We start from the raw sequence: 18,031 nt of genomic DNA, 5'->3' as shown, positions 1-18,031 counted from the left end.
GCTCGATGAAAAATTTCAGGTGCATATCAAAACAATATTGCTGTTAAAGTATATTTAATAGCATGAACTATTAAAACCCCAAAAAAGGTATGTGTAAAAAGATATGCACACGCGTTATTATATTGTTTTTTTCTTTTCTGCCAATAATTGTACAAGCACAAAAAGTGCCGCCGGTTCCTCCGCCGTTCCGGGTTGATAACCTGGTTTGTGAATACAAAATAAACCCCATCTCTGTCGACGATGCCGCTCCCCGTCTTGGCTGGAAACTAATAACCCGGGATCGCAACATTCAGCAAATTGCCTATGAAATAAGGGTAGGCAGTAACGCCGTATCCTTACTGAAAGGTAAAGACCTGCTCTGGACCTCGGGAAAAGTTAACTCCAATGAATCGCTGCATGTTTACTATGGCGGCCCCGCGCTCGTTTCACGTCAGAAAGTTTACTGGCAGGTACGCGTTTGGAACAATAGGCAGCAGGTTACCCCATGGAGTATGGTTAACTCGTGGAAAATGGGCCTGCTTAAACCCGCCGACTGGAGTGCCAAATGGATAGAAAATAATTACCTGTCGGACACTACCGGTGGCCCATGCCCCATGTTCAGGAAAACATTTAAGCTTGATCATAAGGTACGTGCGGCGCATTTATACATTACTGCCCACGGTTTATATGAGGCGCAATTTAATGGTAAACGAATTAGCAGCGACTACTTTGCACCCGGCTGGACGAGTTACAATAAACGCCTGCAATACCAGGTTTATGATGTAACTGCCGACCTGCTAAAAGGCGATAACGCTGTTGGCGTAACCCTTGGCGATGGCTGGTACCGTGGTTACACCTATAATCGAAAAAAGAATGTGTACGGCACCAAGCTTGGTTTGCTTTTTCAATTAGAGGTGGTGTACACTAACGGTAAACGGATACTCGTTAATTCGGATAAAACCTGGAAGGTAGCTTATGGGCCAATCCGTTCATCATCATTTTTTGATGGCGAAGTTTATGATGCCCGCAAGGAGAAGAAAGGCTGGTCGACCATTGCTTACAAAGATTTAAACTGGGATTCGGTACGCACCATTGATACCATTAAAGATAATTTAGTGGCTACATTTGGTCCGCCGGTGCGCAAGCACGAAATGTTTAAGCCGCTTAAAGTGTTTACCACTCCCGCTGGCGAGCATGTGGTTGATTTTGGGCAAAACCTGGTTGGCTGGGTACAGTTTAAATTAAAGGCAAAAGCAGGCGATACGGTAAAGCTGTTCCATGCCGAGGTTTTGGATCAGAAAGGGAACTTCTACACAAAAAACCTGCGTACAGCCAAGCAGGAAAACGTATATGTTTTTAAGGGCGATAGTATTGAAACATTCGAACCTCATTTTACCTTCCAGGGCTTCAGGTACCTGAAGGTTGAAGGATATGATGGTCAGTTGGATTCGACCAATGTGGCTGCCTTTGCCTTGTACTCGGATATGGCGCAAACGGGTATGTTCTCTACCTCCAATCCGCTTATCAACCAGTTGCAGCATAATATTCAATGGGGGCAAAAGGGCAATTTTATTGATGTACCTACCGACTGCCCCCAGCGCGACGAGCGTATGGGCTGGACGGGCGATGCCCAGGCTTTTTCCCGCACCGCTACCTTCAATATGGATGTGGCCGGATTTTTTACCAAATGGCTAAAAGATCTTTCGGTCGACCAGCATAAAAATGGCGCGGTACCCTATGTGATCCCTAACATGCTGGATAGCGCTTCGGCGGCAGCCTCAGGATGGAGCGATGTGGCAACTATTGTCCCCTGGAATATTTACCTGGCTTACGGCGATAAAAAGGTTTTAGAAAACCAGTACCCAAGCATGACCGCCTGGGTGGGCTACATTACCCGGCATACCCGAAACGGCCTTTGGGACACCGGTAACCACTTTGGCGACTGGCTGTTTTACGCCGGTACCGACTATGAGGATGGCGCCGCCCTTACCGATAAAAACCTGATAGCGCAGGCTTTTTATGCTTATTCAACTCAACTGGTTATCAATGCCGCTACTATATTGGGTAAGGAAGATGATGTTAAAAAATATACCGCGCTGTTAGCTGATATCAAAAAGGCTTTCCTGGCAGAATATGTTACGCCTAACGGACGTATGATCTCGGGTACGCAAACATCATATGTACTGGCCCTCAACTTCGACCTGCTGCCCGAAAACCTGCGCGAATCTGCAGCAAAAAGGCTGGTAAACAATATTGAAGATTATGATGAACACATTACCACAGGCTTTTTAGGCACGCCTTATATCTGTCATGTGCTAAGTCGTTTCGGTCATACCGATATTGCCTATGACCTGTTGATGAAAGAGTCATACCCATCATGGCTTTATCCCGTAAAAAACGGGGCAACTACCATATGGGAGCGCTGGGATGGCATAAAACCCAACGGCACATTTGAAGATCCGGAAATGAACTCCTTTAACCACTATGCTTATGGTGCCATTGGCGATTGGATGTACCGGGTTATAGCAGGGATCAATACCGACGAGAGTAGCCCTGGCTTTCATAAAATAAATATCTTCCCGCATCCCGGCGGTAAATTGACCAATGCCAATGCCGAGCTGGAAACATTATACGGAAAGGTAAAATCGGCCTGGAGTATTGATAACGGCATTTTTACCCTTGATGTAATTGTGCCGCCAAATACTACTGCCACGGTCACCCTACCGGCGGTTGATGGCCCGGTGACAGAAAGTAATATCGACATTAATACCAATAAAGATATCGCTAACATCAAACCGGCCGGCGGTGATATGCAGATGGATGTGGGCTCGGGTACTTACCAGTTCAAATACATTTTAAAAACCCATAAAAAAAATACCTAATGGTACTGTAATACATAGCAACTATGGTAATCAATCAGCAGGAAGCGCTTAAAAACACAGGCACAACAAAGACAAGCCGCCCAAGACTTTTGTCGCTTGATTTTTTCAGGGGATTTACCGTAGCTGCTATGATCCTGGTAAATGACCCCGGCGATTGGGGGCATATTTACTGGCCGCTTGAACACTCCAAATGGAACGGCTGTACCCCAACCGATTTGGTGTTTCCCTTTTTCCTGTTTATGGTAGGCGTATCTATCGTATATGCCATGGAAAGTAAAAAAGCGGATATAGCTAATCATAACAAATTGCTAACATCCATCCTGCGCCGTACGCTGATTATTATAGCCCTTGGCGTTTGTTTACCGTTGATCAACGATTTTCAATTCGCGCATCTGCGTTTTCCCGGTGTGTTGCAGCGCATCGGGCTTGTATTTGGCATAACTGCCTTGCTGTACGTTAAAACCGGCATCCGTACACAGGTAATTATCGCTGTAAGCTGTTTAATAGGTTATTTTTTATTGATGACGCTGGTACCTGTACCGGGTTTTGGTACACCTAACCTTGAACCGGCAACCAATTTGGGCGCCTGGATTGACAGATCGGTATTTACCGAAAACCACCTTTGGAGTTCCTCCAAAACCTGGGACCCTGAGGGTTTGCTTGGGACAATCCCATCTGTTGCTACCTGTTTGTTAGGTGTATTCACCGGTACCTGGCTCAAAATGGGCAAGCTTGCAACCCGTACTGATCTGCTTAAAATAATGGGAGCCGGCATCGTATTGATCATACTGGCCTTGATCTGGAATCCATTTTTTCCCATCAACAAGCAATTGTGGACGAGCTCGTTTGTTCTGTTTACTGCCGGACTGGCTATCAATATTCTTGCATTGTCATACTGGTTTATTGATATCAAAGGGAATAAAGCCCTGCTGCCTCCATTTTTAGCGTTCGGGCGTAATGCCATTGCTGCCTATGTTTTGGCCGATATTATCCCGGCTTTAATAGCTGCCATCCCGGTAGGTAAAACCAATGTATGGTCGTTCACTTATAATCAGTTATTTGTGCCATATCTCTCGCCCGAAAACGCTTCACTGGCCGGAGCTATACTGACTGTGCTGATCATTTTTATCCCGGTCTGGATCCTTTACAAAAGGAATATTACCATTAAGGTATAATCTTTATCCATCATCTACCGAAATGAAGAAAACACTATCTTTTAAACATATTTTACTATTCACCTCACTGCTTTTATTAGCAATAACGGTAAAAGCACAGTTTCATATCATCCCGCAGCCGGTAAGTTTAAAAGCAGGGAAGGGGAGTTTTATTTTAAGTAAGTCTGCCGTGATCGGGGTTAATAAAGAGACCGAACCAATAGGCAAATACCTGCAGGATTACCTTAATCAAAACTACGGCCTGCAAACAACGGTAAAAGTTTTTGAAAAGATCCCTGCCAAAACAGCCATCAGGTTAAACAATGTTTGGTCTAATGCTGAGAGTGCCTACACCATGAATGTAAACCCTGCATCGGTAAGTATCAGCGGCAGTGGGGCTGGTGTTTTTTACGGGGTACAATCACTAATTCAGTTGTTGCCGACAGATAAAACTGCGCCCCTAAAAGTTACCGCCTGTACCATAGCCGATCAACCACGTTTTGGCTGGCGTGGCCTAAGCCTTGATGTAAGCCGCCATTTTTTTACGGTTGATGAAGTAAAAAAATACATCGACGTAATGGCACATTACAAACTGAATGTGTTTCATTGGCACTTAACCGACGATGAAGGCTGGCGCATCCAGATTGATAAATATCCGCGCCTTACCGAAGTTGGTGCCAGGATCAGCTACTATGCTAAACGGGGCGAATTCCGTAAGCTGGACAATCTGATAGATGACGGTCGCGACGGGTTTTATACAAAGGATGAAATTAGGGATGTGATTAAATATGCGCAGGACAGATTTGTGACCATCCTGCCCGAAATTGAAATGCCGGGCCATAGCGAGGCTGCTATTTTTGCTTACCCGCAACTGGGCTGCCAGGATTCGACAGGGGCTAAACACCGTGTGCGGATGCTTGACCCGAGTGAATATACTTTCAAATTTATGGAAGATGTGCTGACAGAAGTGATAGCACTATTCCCGAACCAATACATTCACATTGGCGGTGATGAGGCTGAGATGGCCGACTGGCTCAAAAGCCCTACAGCAGTCGCACTCATGAAACGTGAGCACCTGAAAAGCGAAAAAGAGGTGCAGAGTTATTTTATTAAACGGATAGAAAGGTTCCTGCTGTCAAAAAATAAGAAGTTGGTTGGTTGGGATGAGATTTTAGAGGGTGGCCTTGCCGAATCCGCAACAGTAATGAGCTGGCAGGGTGAAGCCGGGGGCATAGCTGCCGCCAGGATGCATCATCACGTAGTAATGACGCCGCTGCCATACATGTACTTTGATGCCCCGCAAGCCAATGAGGATCTGGAACCTATAGGCTGGAACCCGCCGGTTACCTGGCAAATGGTTTATAATTATGAGCCGCAGTCGAAAGAACTGACCAATGCCGAAGCCGAGTATATCTTAGGTGCCCAGGGCAATATCTGGAACGAAAAGGTGCCCAACGCGCAGCACCTGCAATACATGGTTTACCCCCGTGCCCTCGCCGTGGCCGAACTCACCTGGAGCCCGAAAAATGAAAAAGACCTGGAACGTTTTGCCTGGAAAATGAAAAACCAGTACGGCCTGTTTAAGTTGTGGGATTTCAACGCCCGCCTGCCTGATATTGACGGCGTAGACAACGTAATTACCAATAAAAGCCGGTTTAAACTAACGCTGAGCTACCCGCTGAAAGGAGCTAAAGTGCGGTACGCGTTAAACGGTAAAATGCCGGATGCCAATAGCGTGGCTGTACCTTTCCCGGTAAATATCAATGTACCCTTAAAAGACAGCATCGGTTTAAGAACCTTCACCACCTGGACATTGAATGATCAGCACATTCGCCAAATGGCCAGCATCAGGCGGGTGAATATCAAGCCTGCACATGAAAAAGTTGCTAACCTCAAAACCGGTATGGCTTACGAGGTTTTTAAAACGAGGGAACGCGATATAGATAAGCTGGAAAATGAAAAGCCAACGGAAACCGGCCAAACAAGCCTGATTGTACCCGTTAAAATTGCAACCGAAGGTTTTATCAATTGGGTTAAAATTAAAGGTTTTATCAAAATAGACAAGGAAGCGGATTATGAATTAACTACTGGTTTTGAGGTTAGCCCCGCTTTGTTTTTGGATGAAGTACCGGTAATTAAACCCGGGCTGAATACTTATGTAGAACCGCAAAAAGCTCTATTACATTTGAAAAAAGGCATCTATGCTTTAAGCGGACATTACATGGCTGATAAAGCCAACGAAAATCAAACCCTGATAGAATTGAAGGTAGCCGGAGGGGAAAAGCTTTATCCTAAGTTTTATTTGATGCATTGAGGGGATAAAATCGGTTTCTATGCCGTTGTTGGTGACAACACCATAGGTGTACGGAAGATGCAGATCAGTTGAAATTATTGGTTTAAAAAACCATGTCATTGCGAGGAGAAACGACGAAGCAATCTCGTAGTTATACAGAGCGGACATGCATTGGCTACGAGATTGCCGCGCTACGCTCGCAATGACATGCTCTTTATCCTGGTAAATGTTTAGAACGGAAAGAACCTCAGGGTCCTCTGCGAGAGACCCTGAGGGAACATGATGAAAATATGCCGTTGTTGGTGTTGTCACCAACAACTCCTATGATTTTTATTTTCTGAAATGCCGCATGAAAAGTTGTTGGTGACAACACCAACAACGGCGAGGAGGACAAGCAACGATGCTTTGCATGTGGGAGACGCATGTGATGCGTCTCTACATTTGAAAATTAAATATCTGGATACTATGCAAAAGAAATTATGCCTGTTTGCCGCGTTTGCTTTTGTAATAAATATTGCCAGCGCGCAGATTTATAAAGACCCCAAAGCACCTGTGCCTGTACGCGTGAAAGACTTGCTAAGCCGTATGACGCTGGAAGAAAAGGTGGGCCAGATGAGCATGAACTCGTTAAAAGGCTCCATGCAAAACCCAATTGCTTATGGCGTTTGTGAAAGCCCTTTTACCAATATCAAAGATATAGCATCGCTCTCAATCGCTGCAAAAAAATATGCTAAAGAAAAAACAAGACTTGGTATCCCGCCTATCCAAATAGGCGAATGCCTGCATGGGCAACTGGCGGCAGGCGCTACCATTTTTCCACAGGCTATAGCGCAGGGCAGCACCTGGAACCCGGCGCTGATCGAAAAAATGGGTTCGGTGATCGCTTATGAAGCATCCTCTTCAGGAGTTGACCAGGCGCTTTCGCCTTTGTTCGATCTCATCCGCGACCCGCGTTATGGCCGTAATGAGGAATGTTATGCCGAAGATCCATATCTCGTGAGCGGGATGGGTACATCGTTTGTAATTGGGATGCAGGGTGATCCTTCGCAAACAATAAACGGTATTGGTAAAGACAAAGTGATGTGTACAGCCAAGCATTTCGCGGCCTACAGCATCCCTGTGGCAGGTATCAATTTAGCCCCGGCATCAGTAGGGGAAAGGGAGCTACGGTCGATGTTTTTGCCGCCTTTTAAAGATGCCGTGCAAAAGGCAAATATTTACGCTGTAATGCCTGCTTACAACGAAATTGACGGCGTGCCTGCACATGCCAACCATTTCCTGCTGCAAACCATATTGCGGGAGGAATGGGGTTTTAAAGGCTATGTTTTTTCGGACTATGAAGGTTTAAAACATTTATACACTTTTCATCATATTGCTAAGGACGCCGAAGGCGCTGCTCCAATTGGCCTGAACGCCGGGGTTGACCTGGAAGCGCCAAGCCCCGATGTATATAATAAACTGATTGGCCTGGTGAAAAGCGGAAAAGTAAAAGAAGCGTTGGTTGATAGCGCTGTTGCCCGTATCCTTACCGTGAAATTTAAGGCGGGTCTATTTGAAAAAGCATTACCCGATACATCGGCCCTGAAAAAGCGTGTTCATACCGCAGAGCATATCGCCCTGTCGCAGCAAATAGCCGAAGAATCCATTATCCTGCTTAAAAACGATAAGCAGCTTTTACCGCTCAATATGAACAGCCTGAAATCGCTGGCGGTAATCGGCCCCAATGCCAACCAGGTTCAGTATGGCGATTACAGTTCAACCCGCGACAGCCGCTCGGGCACAACAGTGCTTGATGGCATAAAACAGTTGGCCGGCAATAAAATAAAAATCAATTATGCTAAAGGCTGTGCCCTGTCGGGCCCGGACAAAAGCGGCTTTGCCGAAGCCATCACGGCTGCAAAAAACAGTGATGCCGTAATAGTAGTTTTGGGCACCACCAGCGTGGTGTTCTCCGGCGTAGGTTGGAACGGGCATGCACCCGAAAGCGAGCCTAAAGACCCGTTTACCTGCGGCGAAGGTTATGATGTAACCGACATTGATCCCGATGGTGTACAACGTGAACTGTTGCAGGCTGTTTATAAAACAGGTAAACCTGTAATTTTGGTACTGGTACACGGTCGGCCGCAAAGCATCAGCTGGGAAAAAGAGAATATCCCGGCTATTGTGGAGGCCTGGTATCCCGGCGAAAGGGGAGGCAATGCCATTGCCAACATCCTGTTCGGCAAGGTAAACCCATCAGGCAGGCTTACGGTATCTATCCCGCAGTCAACCGGGCATATCCCGGTTTTTTATAACCATGTGGCATCCAATAAAGGGTTTTATCACAATCCGGGTTCAACCGAAAAACCGGGACAAGACTATGTTTTTTCATCGCCGGATGCGCTGTTCCCCTTTGGTTATGGCTTGAGCTATACTTCATTTAAATACAGTAATCTGCAGGTATCGGCAGCGTCGTTCGGAAAAAATGAGACTGTAACGGTTTCGGTAGCTGTAACCAACAGCGGCAGTATGGCGGGTAAGGAAGTAGTACAAATGTACCTGGGCAATAAGGTAAATTCGGTAACTACGCCTGTAATGGCCCTCAAGGGTTTTGACAAGATCAACCTTAAACCCGGCGAAACCAAAACAGTTAAATTTACGGTAAAGCCCGAAGATATCGCTATCTGGAATAATCAAATGAAACAGGTAACCGAACCCGGTACATTTGATGTGATGATAGCACGCTCGGCCGAAGATGTTGTGTTAAAAAAGACAATTGAATATAAATAGTAAAAGGTCATGAAAAAGCTGATTGCCGTTTTATTAGTGTTGACTTTGGCTGCTGAGGTTAATGCGCAATCGTATAATAAATACGTAAACACCTTCATTGGCACTTCCGCAACCGGGCATACCTTTCCGGGCGCTACGGTGCCTTTTGGTATGGTTCAGCTTAGTCCTGAGACCGGGAATTTTGGTTGGAACTACTGCTCGGGATATCGTTATGAAGATAACGTGATCACCGGTTTCGCGCATACCCATTTAAGCGGTACAGGTGGTGTTGATTTAGGAGATGTGCTGTTTTTTCCCTTTCAGGGCGATCAACCTCAAAAGTTTCAAAGCAAATTTTCTCATCAGGAAGAAAAAGCATCGCCCGGTTATTATGAAGTGATTTTGGGCGATAACAATATTAAGGCTCAACTAACTGCTTCTGCCCATACTGGTTTGCACCGGTATACTTTTACAAAAGCCGGTAAAGCACATTTGCTTGTTGATATGCAAAGCGGACTGGTTGATAGCCCGGAGCAATTGACTGAGCATGTTTCTGACGGGGAGATCACTATCGATAGCAAAATAACTATCAGTGGTTATGCCTTCACCAGCCAATGGGTAGATAAAAAAGTATATTTCACGGCTGTTTTTAACCGCCCGTTTACCGGACAGCATTTTATTGATGGCGATAATAAACGCCGCTTAATATTGGATTTCGATCTGAAACCCGGTGAAACTATTGAAGCTAAAGTTGGGGTATCGGGCGTAAGTATTGCCGGTGCGCGTAAAAACCTGCTGGCCGAAACCCAGCACAAAACATTTGAACAGGTAAAAACGGAAGCAGCCCGTACATGGGAAAATAATCTTGGTAAGCTTAAAGCCGAAGGCAGCAAAAAAGAGAAAATAGCATTTTATACCAGCCTGTACCACGCCTTGATCCAGCCTAACAACATTGCGGATGTTGACGGTCAATATCGCGGAGCCGACAGCCTGGTGCACCGATCCGCTGATAAAGTTTTCTATTCTACGCTTTCATTATGGGATACTTACAGGGCCGCCCATCCACTGTATACTATTATTTGTCCTGAAAAAGACGGGCAAATGGTAGAGAGCATGTTACAACACAACGACGTGGCAGGTATGCTGCCAATCTGGACGCTGTGGGGTAAGGAAAGCTACGCCATGATCGGTAACCATGCCGTACCGGTAATTGTAGATGCCGCGCTGAAAAGGATTAAAGGTTTTGATCGGCAAAAGGCATTTGCTGCCATTAAAAACACGCTCACACATAATAAAAATCCAAAATACGATTGGAGCCTGTATCTGCGTTATGGCTACCTGCCATCAGATACTGTAAAACGCGAAGCTGTTTCCCGTGCACTGGAGGCCGCTTACGACGATTGGTGCGCCGCTCAATTAGCCAAGGCGCTGAACAAACAAAGTGACTACAATTATTTCATCAAACGATCTCTGTTTTATAATAGCCTGTTTGATAAAAGCACGCGTTTGATGCGTGGCCGAAAATCAAATGGCGAATGGGTACAGCCTTTTGCCAATTTAGATAGTGGCCAACTGGCCATTGGTGGTGACTATACCGAAGGCAATGCCTGGCAATATACCTGGCAGGTTCAGCATGATATTCCAGGTTTGATTAAACTCATGGGCGGCAAAAAAGCATTTTCGGGCAAGCTGGATTCATTGTTTACTATGGATTCAAAAGTGTTTGGAAAAGGCTCAACGCTTGATGTTACCGGGTTAATAGGCCAGTATGCACATGGCAACGAACCTAACCATCATGTGGCTTATTTGTACACGCTTGCCGGGAACCCTGCCAAAACACAGGAACTGGTAAGGCAAATTGCCGACCAGTTTTATATAAACAAACCCGATGGCCTCTCTGGCAATGATGACTGCGGACAAATGTCGGCCTGGTATATCTTTACTGCTATGGGTTTTTATCCCGTTAATCCGGCAGATGGCCGTTATGTTTTTGGTGCGCCGCTATTAGATAGGGTTAGCATTGCTTTACCTGGCGGCAAAAGTTTTGTGATAGAAGCAAAGGGGCTATCCGAAGAGAATAAATATGTGCAAAACATCAGCTTAAATGGTAAACGTTACCCCAAAGAATATATTACACATAAGGATATTATGAAAGGGGGGAAGCTGGTATTTGTGATGGGTGATAAGGCGAAAGCGCCGGTGTTTTAAGGCTTTTGAGTTCAAGCGTGGACGCTTAAACCTGCATCATTAAACCAAGACCTGGTATTGATAAGCTAATACCGGTCCAACATTTATACTCTCCACAACTTTCCATTCCTTCAACTCCCTTATAAACTCCGGTTTTTCAAAGCCTGAATCAAGAGCAGCCTGTGTATAAAAATCAACCTTTGCGGGGTGCTTGGGGGAGCAGCCGTTAAACAGATAGCCGAATGTCTCTTTCGTCAATATCGCTTTGCTAATGCCGATACAATCATCAAGATGGATGAGGTTTACTGGCGCGTCACCGTTAGGGATCTCCTTTTTACCGGCAAAAAACCTACCGGGATTGCGTCCGGGGCCAATCAATCCTGCAAAACGGATAATGGTTGTTTTAAAGCCATCCTCAGCACGGAAAAGGTTCTCAGCTTCAAATAATATCCTGCCGGCTTCTGTATTGGGCTGTGGATCGGTTCCTTCATTCACGTGCCTGTTGTTATCGGCATAAACCCCGGTGGAGCTGACGAAAATCACTTGCTGTATAGCAAACCTTTTTATGGCATGGACAATGCCTTTAACCTTCTGTAAAAAAATATCACCTTCACCGCTGCGGCTTTTGGGCGGAATGGCTATCCACAAAACATCGCAATCAAAAAAATCGGCATCATATATTTCCTCGGCCGGCGAAAAGTTTACTACATAGGGCCGGATGCCCAAAGCAGCCAGGTTATCCATTTTTGCGGTAGAAGTGGTTGAGCCTTTTACCTGCATGCCATCGGCAATTAACGCTTTAGCCAATGCGCTGCCGTACCAGCCGCAGCCTAAAATACTGATCTTTGTTTTACCGGGCATGTTATAAAAATAATGCTTTGGCGCAAAGGTAATTAAATAATGATATGGTGTTTGGCTGCCGTTAATATGCTTTTGTTTTAAACTTTTTGGGCATAACAGGCGTTATTGGTTTATGAAGAAAGAGATCATTGCAACCTCTGTAGCATTAGGTTTAACTGCTTTAGCTTTACAGGCAACCCGCTGCAAACCGCTTGAAACTGTTCCTTATGTTGATTTGAAAAAATATGTTGGTTCCTGGTTTGAAATTGCCGCTTTCCCGCAATGGTTTGAGTCGGGTTGCACTTTTACTTCGGCAGCCTATGGTTTAGCAAAAGATGGTAGTATCATTGTTAAAAACCGTTGTATAAAAGATAATAAGATAAAAATTGCCGAGGGCAGTGCTGTTGTTGCTGATAAGACAAGTAACGCAAAGTTGGAAGTACAATTTCAGTGGCCATTTAAAGGTAAATACTGGATCATTGCTTTGGCTGATGATTACAGCTATGCCATGGTAGGGCACCCGAATAGAAATTACTTATGGATCCTGAGCCGCCGTTCAACACTTGATGAACAGATCTATAATCAGTTGGTGGTACAGGCTGCCAATCAGGGATTTGATGTGCGAAAGCTGGTGAAAACGGTGCAGGTGTAGGTAGGTGAAAAAATGTCATTGCGAGTAACCATCAGGGGAAAACCCTGAAAAAAAAAGTGATGACGTGAAAAAAACCATATTTGATAATCAACTATTTACGATCACGTCATTATAAGCGTAGCGCGGCAATCGCACGGAAGCAGGGGCGCTCTGTATAGCATGCGATTGCTTCGTCGTTCCTCCTCGCAATGACATGAAAAAATTTATTTTATTTCCTTTATCTTAATAACCAATTTCTTCACCTTATCATAACCATCAACCTTGATGTTAGGCCGGTGACCATCACTTGGGAAAAACAGGAAAAACTCGTTGGGATTGGCGGTGTAGTATTTACCCTGGCCGCTGTAGTTGGCACCGTCTTTAGCCGGGTCATAGGGTTTAGTAACGGTAAGGCTTTCAATAGGGGCGACACCGATCTTTTCCTTGCCTTTGATCACATATTGCAGGTCGATATAGTTTTGGTGCGATTCCCAGGCCGATTGTTCAAACTCTTTGGAAGGGCCTTCAGTAACGGATGCATAAACATTATCGCCATCTATAGGATATTTACCGGGAGCTATCTGATCAAGGTTGCGTTCGCGCAGAAATTCAAAAGCCTTATCCCATACCGCTTTATTGGCGGCATATTGTTTTGCAAATTCGAGGTTATTGGTTGATGAGTTTAATTTAAGCTTTAACCCATTAGCCCAGATGCGGCTTTTTACCCATGTTTTTGCGCTTTTAGTTGTAAGCTCCTGCTGCTGGGCATTAGCAATGCCTGCAACAAGCAAAAAGACGGTTAGTAGCGCGATGTTTTTATAGGCTGCTAATTGTTTCATAGTTTATTAGTTTACCGGTTATTGAATTGGCGTTGCCCTGGTTCGGCAGCTCATTAAGTATCAATTATACAAGCTTAAATAAATAAAACAATATACTAACCGTTAAATATTTACTTTAACGTTATAGTTTGATTTTTATTTGTGCTAATGTACGGCAGATAAACTATAACGTTGGAGTGAAAATAAGGCTTAAATGGCTTTTGAAATCGTTTATAAGATTGTAGAATTGTATTTATTAACAAAAGATTTTCTAAAACAACATTTGCTTTGAAAACAATACACAGTGTCCACCCAACGGATTTTAAAAGCTACGATACCACTACCATACGCGAAAGATTTTTGATAGATAAACAGGTTCAGCCCGACCAAGTCAATTGTACCTATACCCATTACGACAGGATGATTGTAGGTATGGCCAACCCGGTAAGTAAAACACTTGAGCTGCCAAATTACCCGAACCTGCGCGCCGGATATTTTTTAGAGCGACGCGAGATCGGGATCATTAACGTAGCCGGTGCCGGTGTAGTAAAAGCCGACGGAGAAGTCTTTGAAATGAATAAGCTTGATTGCCTGTACATTGGTAAAGGGACAAAAAGCGTGACTTTTGAAACTGCCGATCCATCAGTGCCGGCTGTATTTTACCTGCTGTCATCACCGGCACACGCGGTATACCCAACAACCCTGCTTACCCACGCCGATGCGGTTAAGGTTGAGCTGGGTTCGGTAGCAACGGCAAATAAACGCACCATTAATAAATATATCCACCTGGAAGGTGTACGGAGCTGCCAGCTGGTAATGGGGCTTACCATATTACATGAAGGCAGTGTTTGGAACACTATGCCGGCCCACGTGCACGACAGGCGTATGGAGGCGTATTTTTATTTCGACGTACCAGCAGGCCAGAAGATTTTTCATTACATGGGCGAAGGACAGGAAACAAGGCATATCACCATGGATAATTACGATGCTGTGGTGTCGCCGCCGTGGAGCATCCACTCGGGCAGCGGTACGGCAAATTACAGCTTTATTTGGGGTATGGCAGGCGAAAACCTCGACTACACCGATATGGACGCCATTGCTATAACAGATCTGAAATAATTATACATCAACCTTAAAAATATAGTTTAAGTGGAGAATCAATTTTCATTAGCCGGTAAAGTAATTGTAGTAACCGGCGGAACAGGCATATTAGGCAACGCATTTATAGATGGTATTGTTGAGGCGGGGGGCGCGGTAGGCATTCTTGGTCGTAATGCCCAGGTAGCAGAAGAGCGTGCCAACGCCATAAATGCAGCCGGGGGCAAAGCCATAGCACTGGTAGCCGATGTAATGAACGAAGCTGAACTGGTAGCCGCCAAAGATAAATTGCTGGCAGCTTTTGGCAGGATAGATGGCCTGGTGAACGGTGCGGGCGGCAACATGCCCGAGGGGGTTTTGCAGCCTGACGAGGATATTTTTAAAATGAATATCGATGGCATGAAAAAAGTAATGGAACTGAACCTTTGGGGTACACTGATTCCTACACAGGTTTTCGGCGAAGCCATTGCCAAAACAGGCAGGGGCAGCATCGTTAATATATCGTCAATGAATTCAAAACGCGCCATAACCAAGGTATTAGGCTATAATATAGGCAAGGCCGCTGTTGATTGCTATAACCAATGGTTTGCGGTTGAGCTGGCTAACCGTTATGGTGATGCAATAAGGATGAACGCTTTGGCACCGGGTTTTTTCCTTACCGAACAAAACCGTTACCTGCTCACCAAACCCGAAGGCGGTTATACCCAAAGGGGCGAACTGGTGATCAAACAAACACCTTTTAAACGCTTTGGTCATGCCGATGAACTGAAAGGAGCACTGGTATGGTTACTGAGCGATGCTTCGGTATTTGTAACTGGTTCGATGATTTGCGTCGACGGCGGGTTCTCGATTTTTGGAGGAGTTTAGGGGAATAAGATAATAATGGGATCCCGAATTTATTTCGGAATCCCATTGTTAAGGTCAGCTTCATACATGACGGTTACTTGGCGGGTGGGGTGCTGAAACAAGTTACCCATGACATAATAAAAAATACAGTCATGCTGAACTTGTTTCAGCACCCCACATGCAAGACTGCTTGCATAGCCGCTCAGCGCGTGGGATCCCGAAATAAATTCGGGATGACGGGTAGTGTAAATGTCATTTCACCTTCAGAGACCTCCGGATTTAAACACTCAGCATGACCGCCGAGATATATGGCCGTAAAATTGGGCACAAACACAAGTGTTCAATTTTTTAAAAAATAGGGTGTTCAATTTTTGATCTTGTAAAATATTAACTTGTTGATTATCAATGGATATGTGTTCATTTTTGCTAAAAAGGTAATTTTTGCTAAAGTTAATCTATTGATTATCAGTGTTGTTTTTTTTGAAAACAAGCGAAAGTGTTTACACCTAAAAAAATTGAACACCTGGAAAATAGACTGAAAAGTTAAAATGTATGGTGATAACACCTACCACAGGCTAACCAAATAATAAAGCTACTATGAAACTAAGATTATCCCTTATAACCCTGTTCTCCCTTGCCGGCTTTGCCGCAAGCGGTCAAACTGTAACGCTCGATTATTATTTTAACCATGAGGTACATAAAGGTGCCAACGGGCAGTCGGAGCGGTTCCATTACCTGTGGGATGAAGCGGATAATAACGGTTTCAAGATTTTTGGCGAGGCTTTTACAAGCCGCGGCGCTAAGCTGGATACCCTTGGCACAGCGCCGACATTGGAAAACCTGAAAGGTTCATCTGTTTATATCATTGTTGACCCTGATACTAAAAAGGAGAGCCCGAACCCAAACTATATCCAGGAAGATGATATTGAGCAAATTGCTGCCTGGGTAAAAAAAGGTGGTGTGCTGCTGATGATGGCTAACGACAGCGTTAATGTGGAGCTGCCTCATTTCAATAATCTTGCTGCAAAATTCGGGATGCATTTCAATAACGATCTGCAAAACCATGTAATTGATGATGCTCATTTTGAAGATGGTGCTGTCTACGTAAAAAACAATCCGGTATTGAAAACAGCCACTAAAGTTTTTATGAAAGATGCCTGTTCAATAGGTTTAGCCGGGACTGCCGTACCTGTGCTTAAAAACAAAGATGGTGCTACGATCATAGCATCTGCCAAGTATGGTAAGGGCACGGTAATAGCTGTTGGCGATCCATGGCTTTACAATGAATATGTGAACGGCAGGCTGCCTGCCGGATATGAGAATGATAAAGCAGTGAATGATGTTGCCCACTGGCTGTTGAAGCAGGCTAAGAAGTAACTATATATGAAAGTCATTTCGAAACGAAGAACGAGTGAGAAATGTGTTGTACGTCTGCATTGTGGGGGTGTAGAAGATTTCACTTTCACCCTATGCTTGTTCCTTCCCTGCTATATCTAAATGACAATTTTTATTTTGTGAAAAAGACGCGTACATACTCCGGGACATAAAATTGAGATTGGCATCATCATCACCCTAAATAAGTAGTATAGCCAAGCGTAGCATTGGCCCCTGCCTCGCCTATAACCAATTTTTGCGAGGCAGGATCGGCAAGAAGGTTAAATTGCACTTCGGTGCCTAAAGGTATAAAGTAGGATAATAATACATCAATAGCTTTTGCAGCAGATGTGCCGGGCAAAAACTCCAGCATCCGGGTGGCGCTCACGGGGCCTATGTTCATGATTAATTTTCGCTCGGCCTCAATAACCTGCCCGGCAATAAAGTTTATGCCTAAAGTACCGGCGCCAAGGGCTGTTCCGCCATTTATAATGGTATTGTTTTTTTGCTTCGGGTACATCGTTTTGTAATGCAATGATAAAGGTACATCGAACATCATATTAATGATACTGCTTACAAAATTTATATTATTGCGCTGCTCATGTATTACAGGTAAAACATGTATCAAAATAAGCATCTGCTTTTTTGTAAAACACTCAAACTCCTGCCATTCCTTTAAGAATATATTTATCAGCTCATCGTATTCATTTTTTTTGTCGAGCCGGTTTTCATAAAGTTCGACCAGTGTTCTGAAATAGTTAAGCTCGGCCTCAAATGGGGCAAAAAAGCGGCGGGTTTGTTTTTCTTCTTCGCGGCGGGCTTTAATATCTTTGATCATATCCTCCTCGGTGATCATCACACTCGAAGCCGGCGGCCGGTGAAACAATCCCTCGGGCAGCATATCATAAAACCCATCGCGGTTAACCCAAATGGTGGTTACCGGTTTTTTACTTTCAGTTTTTTTATCAGCCGTTATGCCTGCTATCTCCTTATCATAGGCACGCTTTTTAGGGCCTTTGGGCAGTATTATTACATCACCAGCACTAACCATTTCATTTTCAATAATTTCTGCCGCTATAGCTGCCGCTTTAAAGTCGGTATCAATTTGATTAGGCTTTTTTATTCTCATTTGTGATTTAAATAATTGATGCTATCCAAAACAATAACCAATATTATCGGTA

At 44.6% G+C, this 18,031-nt stretch carries 12 protein-coding genes; 9 read left to right on the top strand and 3 right to left on the bottom strand.

Features of this window, described 5'->3' with window-relative positions:
- Positions 1-89 precede the first annotated feature (89 nt).
- The 5 genes from ACEN82_RS18560 (at position 90) to ACEN82_RS18540 (ending at position 11,264) form a co-directional block, all read left to right on the top strand.
- Positions 90-2,861 (top strand): family 78 glycoside hydrolase catalytic domain, encoded by a 2,772-nt coding sequence (locus ACEN82_RS18560; RefSeq protein WP_413321660.1) that lies wholly within the window; start codon positions 90-92, stop codon positions 2,859-2,861.
- 23 nt (positions 2,862-2,884) lie between these two features.
- A complete protein-coding gene (locus ACEN82_RS18555) occupies positions 2,885-4,036 on the top strand; it encodes an acyltransferase family protein (protein WP_413321659.1) in 1,152 nt (383 codons plus the stop codon).
- 22 nt (positions 4,037-4,058) lie between these two features.
- A complete protein-coding gene (locus ACEN82_RS18550) occupies positions 4,059-6,329 on the top strand; it encodes a beta-N-acetylhexosaminidase (protein ID WP_413321658.1) in 2,271 nt (756 codons plus the stop codon).
- Positions 6,330-6,773: 444 nt separating this feature from the next.
- Positions 6,774-9,077 carry a glycoside hydrolase family 3 N-terminal domain-containing protein gene (locus ACEN82_RS18545; protein WP_413321657.1) on the top strand — a complete coding sequence of 768 codons (2,304 nt, stop codon included), beginning with the start codon at positions 6,774-6,776 and terminating at the stop codon, positions 9,075-9,077.
- Between the two features lie 9 nt (positions 9,078-9,086).
- The gene (locus ACEN82_RS18540) at positions 9,087-11,264 is read left to right on the top strand and encodes a GH92 family glycosyl hydrolase (RefSeq protein WP_413321656.1); all 2,178 of its coding nucleotides are present in this window, start codon (positions 9,087-9,089) and stop codon (positions 11,262-11,264) included.
- 39 nt (positions 11,265-11,303) lie between these two features.
- Here the strand turns inward: ACEN82_RS18540 and ACEN82_RS18535 are convergent, their stop codons facing one another.
- Positions 11,304-12,104 carry an SDR family oxidoreductase gene (locus ACEN82_RS18535; RefSeq protein ID WP_413321655.1) on the bottom strand — a complete coding sequence of 267 codons (801 nt, stop codon included), beginning with the start codon at positions 12,102-12,104 and terminating at the stop codon, positions 11,304-11,306.
- Between the two features lie 112 nt (positions 12,105-12,216).
- Between ACEN82_RS18535 and ACEN82_RS18530 the strand changes: the two genes are divergently transcribed.
- Positions 12,217-12,735, top strand: coding sequence for a lipocalin family protein (locus ACEN82_RS18530; RefSeq protein ID WP_373614882.1), 519 nt, complete (start codon positions 12,217-12,219; stop codon positions 12,733-12,735).
- Between the two features lie 203 nt (positions 12,736-12,938).
- On the opposite strand, the gene ACEN82_RS18525 is transcribed toward ACEN82_RS18530, so the two are convergent.
- Complete coding sequence (locus ACEN82_RS18525) at positions 12,939-13,553, bottom strand: NanQ anomerase/TabA/YiaL family protein (RefSeq protein WP_413321654.1); 615 nt, start codon at positions 13,551-13,553, stop codon at positions 12,939-12,941.
- A 267-nt stretch (positions 13,554-13,820) separates the two neighbouring features.
- On the opposite strand from ACEN82_RS18525, the gene kduI reads away from it, so the two are divergent.
- The 3 genes from kduI (at position 13,821) to ACEN82_RS18510 (ending at position 16,853) form a co-directional block, all read left to right on the top strand.
- Positions 13,821-14,651 (top strand): 5-dehydro-4-deoxy-D-glucuronate isomerase, encoded by an 831-nt coding sequence (kduI, locus tag ACEN82_RS18520; RefSeq protein WP_413321653.1) that lies wholly within the window; start codon positions 13,821-13,823, stop codon positions 14,649-14,651.
- 30 nt (positions 14,652-14,681) lie between these two features.
- Positions 14,682-15,497: an SDR family oxidoreductase gene (locus ACEN82_RS18515; RefSeq protein ID WP_413321652.1), complete on the top strand. Its 816-nt coding sequence runs from the start codon at positions 14,682-14,684 to the stop codon at positions 15,495-15,497.
- Positions 15,498-16,073: 576 nt separating this feature from the next.
- Complete coding sequence (locus ACEN82_RS18510; protein ID WP_413321651.1) at positions 16,074-16,853, top strand: DUF4350 domain-containing protein; 780 nt, start codon at positions 16,074-16,076, stop codon at positions 16,851-16,853.
- A 190-nt stretch (positions 16,854-17,043) separates the two neighbouring features.
- Here the strand turns inward: ACEN82_RS18510 and ACEN82_RS18505 are convergent, their stop codons facing one another.
- Entirely contained in the window at positions 17,044-17,979 is a 936-nt protein-coding gene (locus ACEN82_RS18505; protein WP_413321650.1) for a type VI secretion system baseplate subunit TssG, read from the bottom strand.
- Between the last annotated feature and the right edge of the window lie 52 nt (positions 17,980-18,031).

Source organism: Mucilaginibacter sp. Mucisp73 (assembly GCF_059491465.1).
Note: the sequence above shows the minus strand (reverse complement) of the source record. Positions and strands in the feature narration are given on the sequence as shown.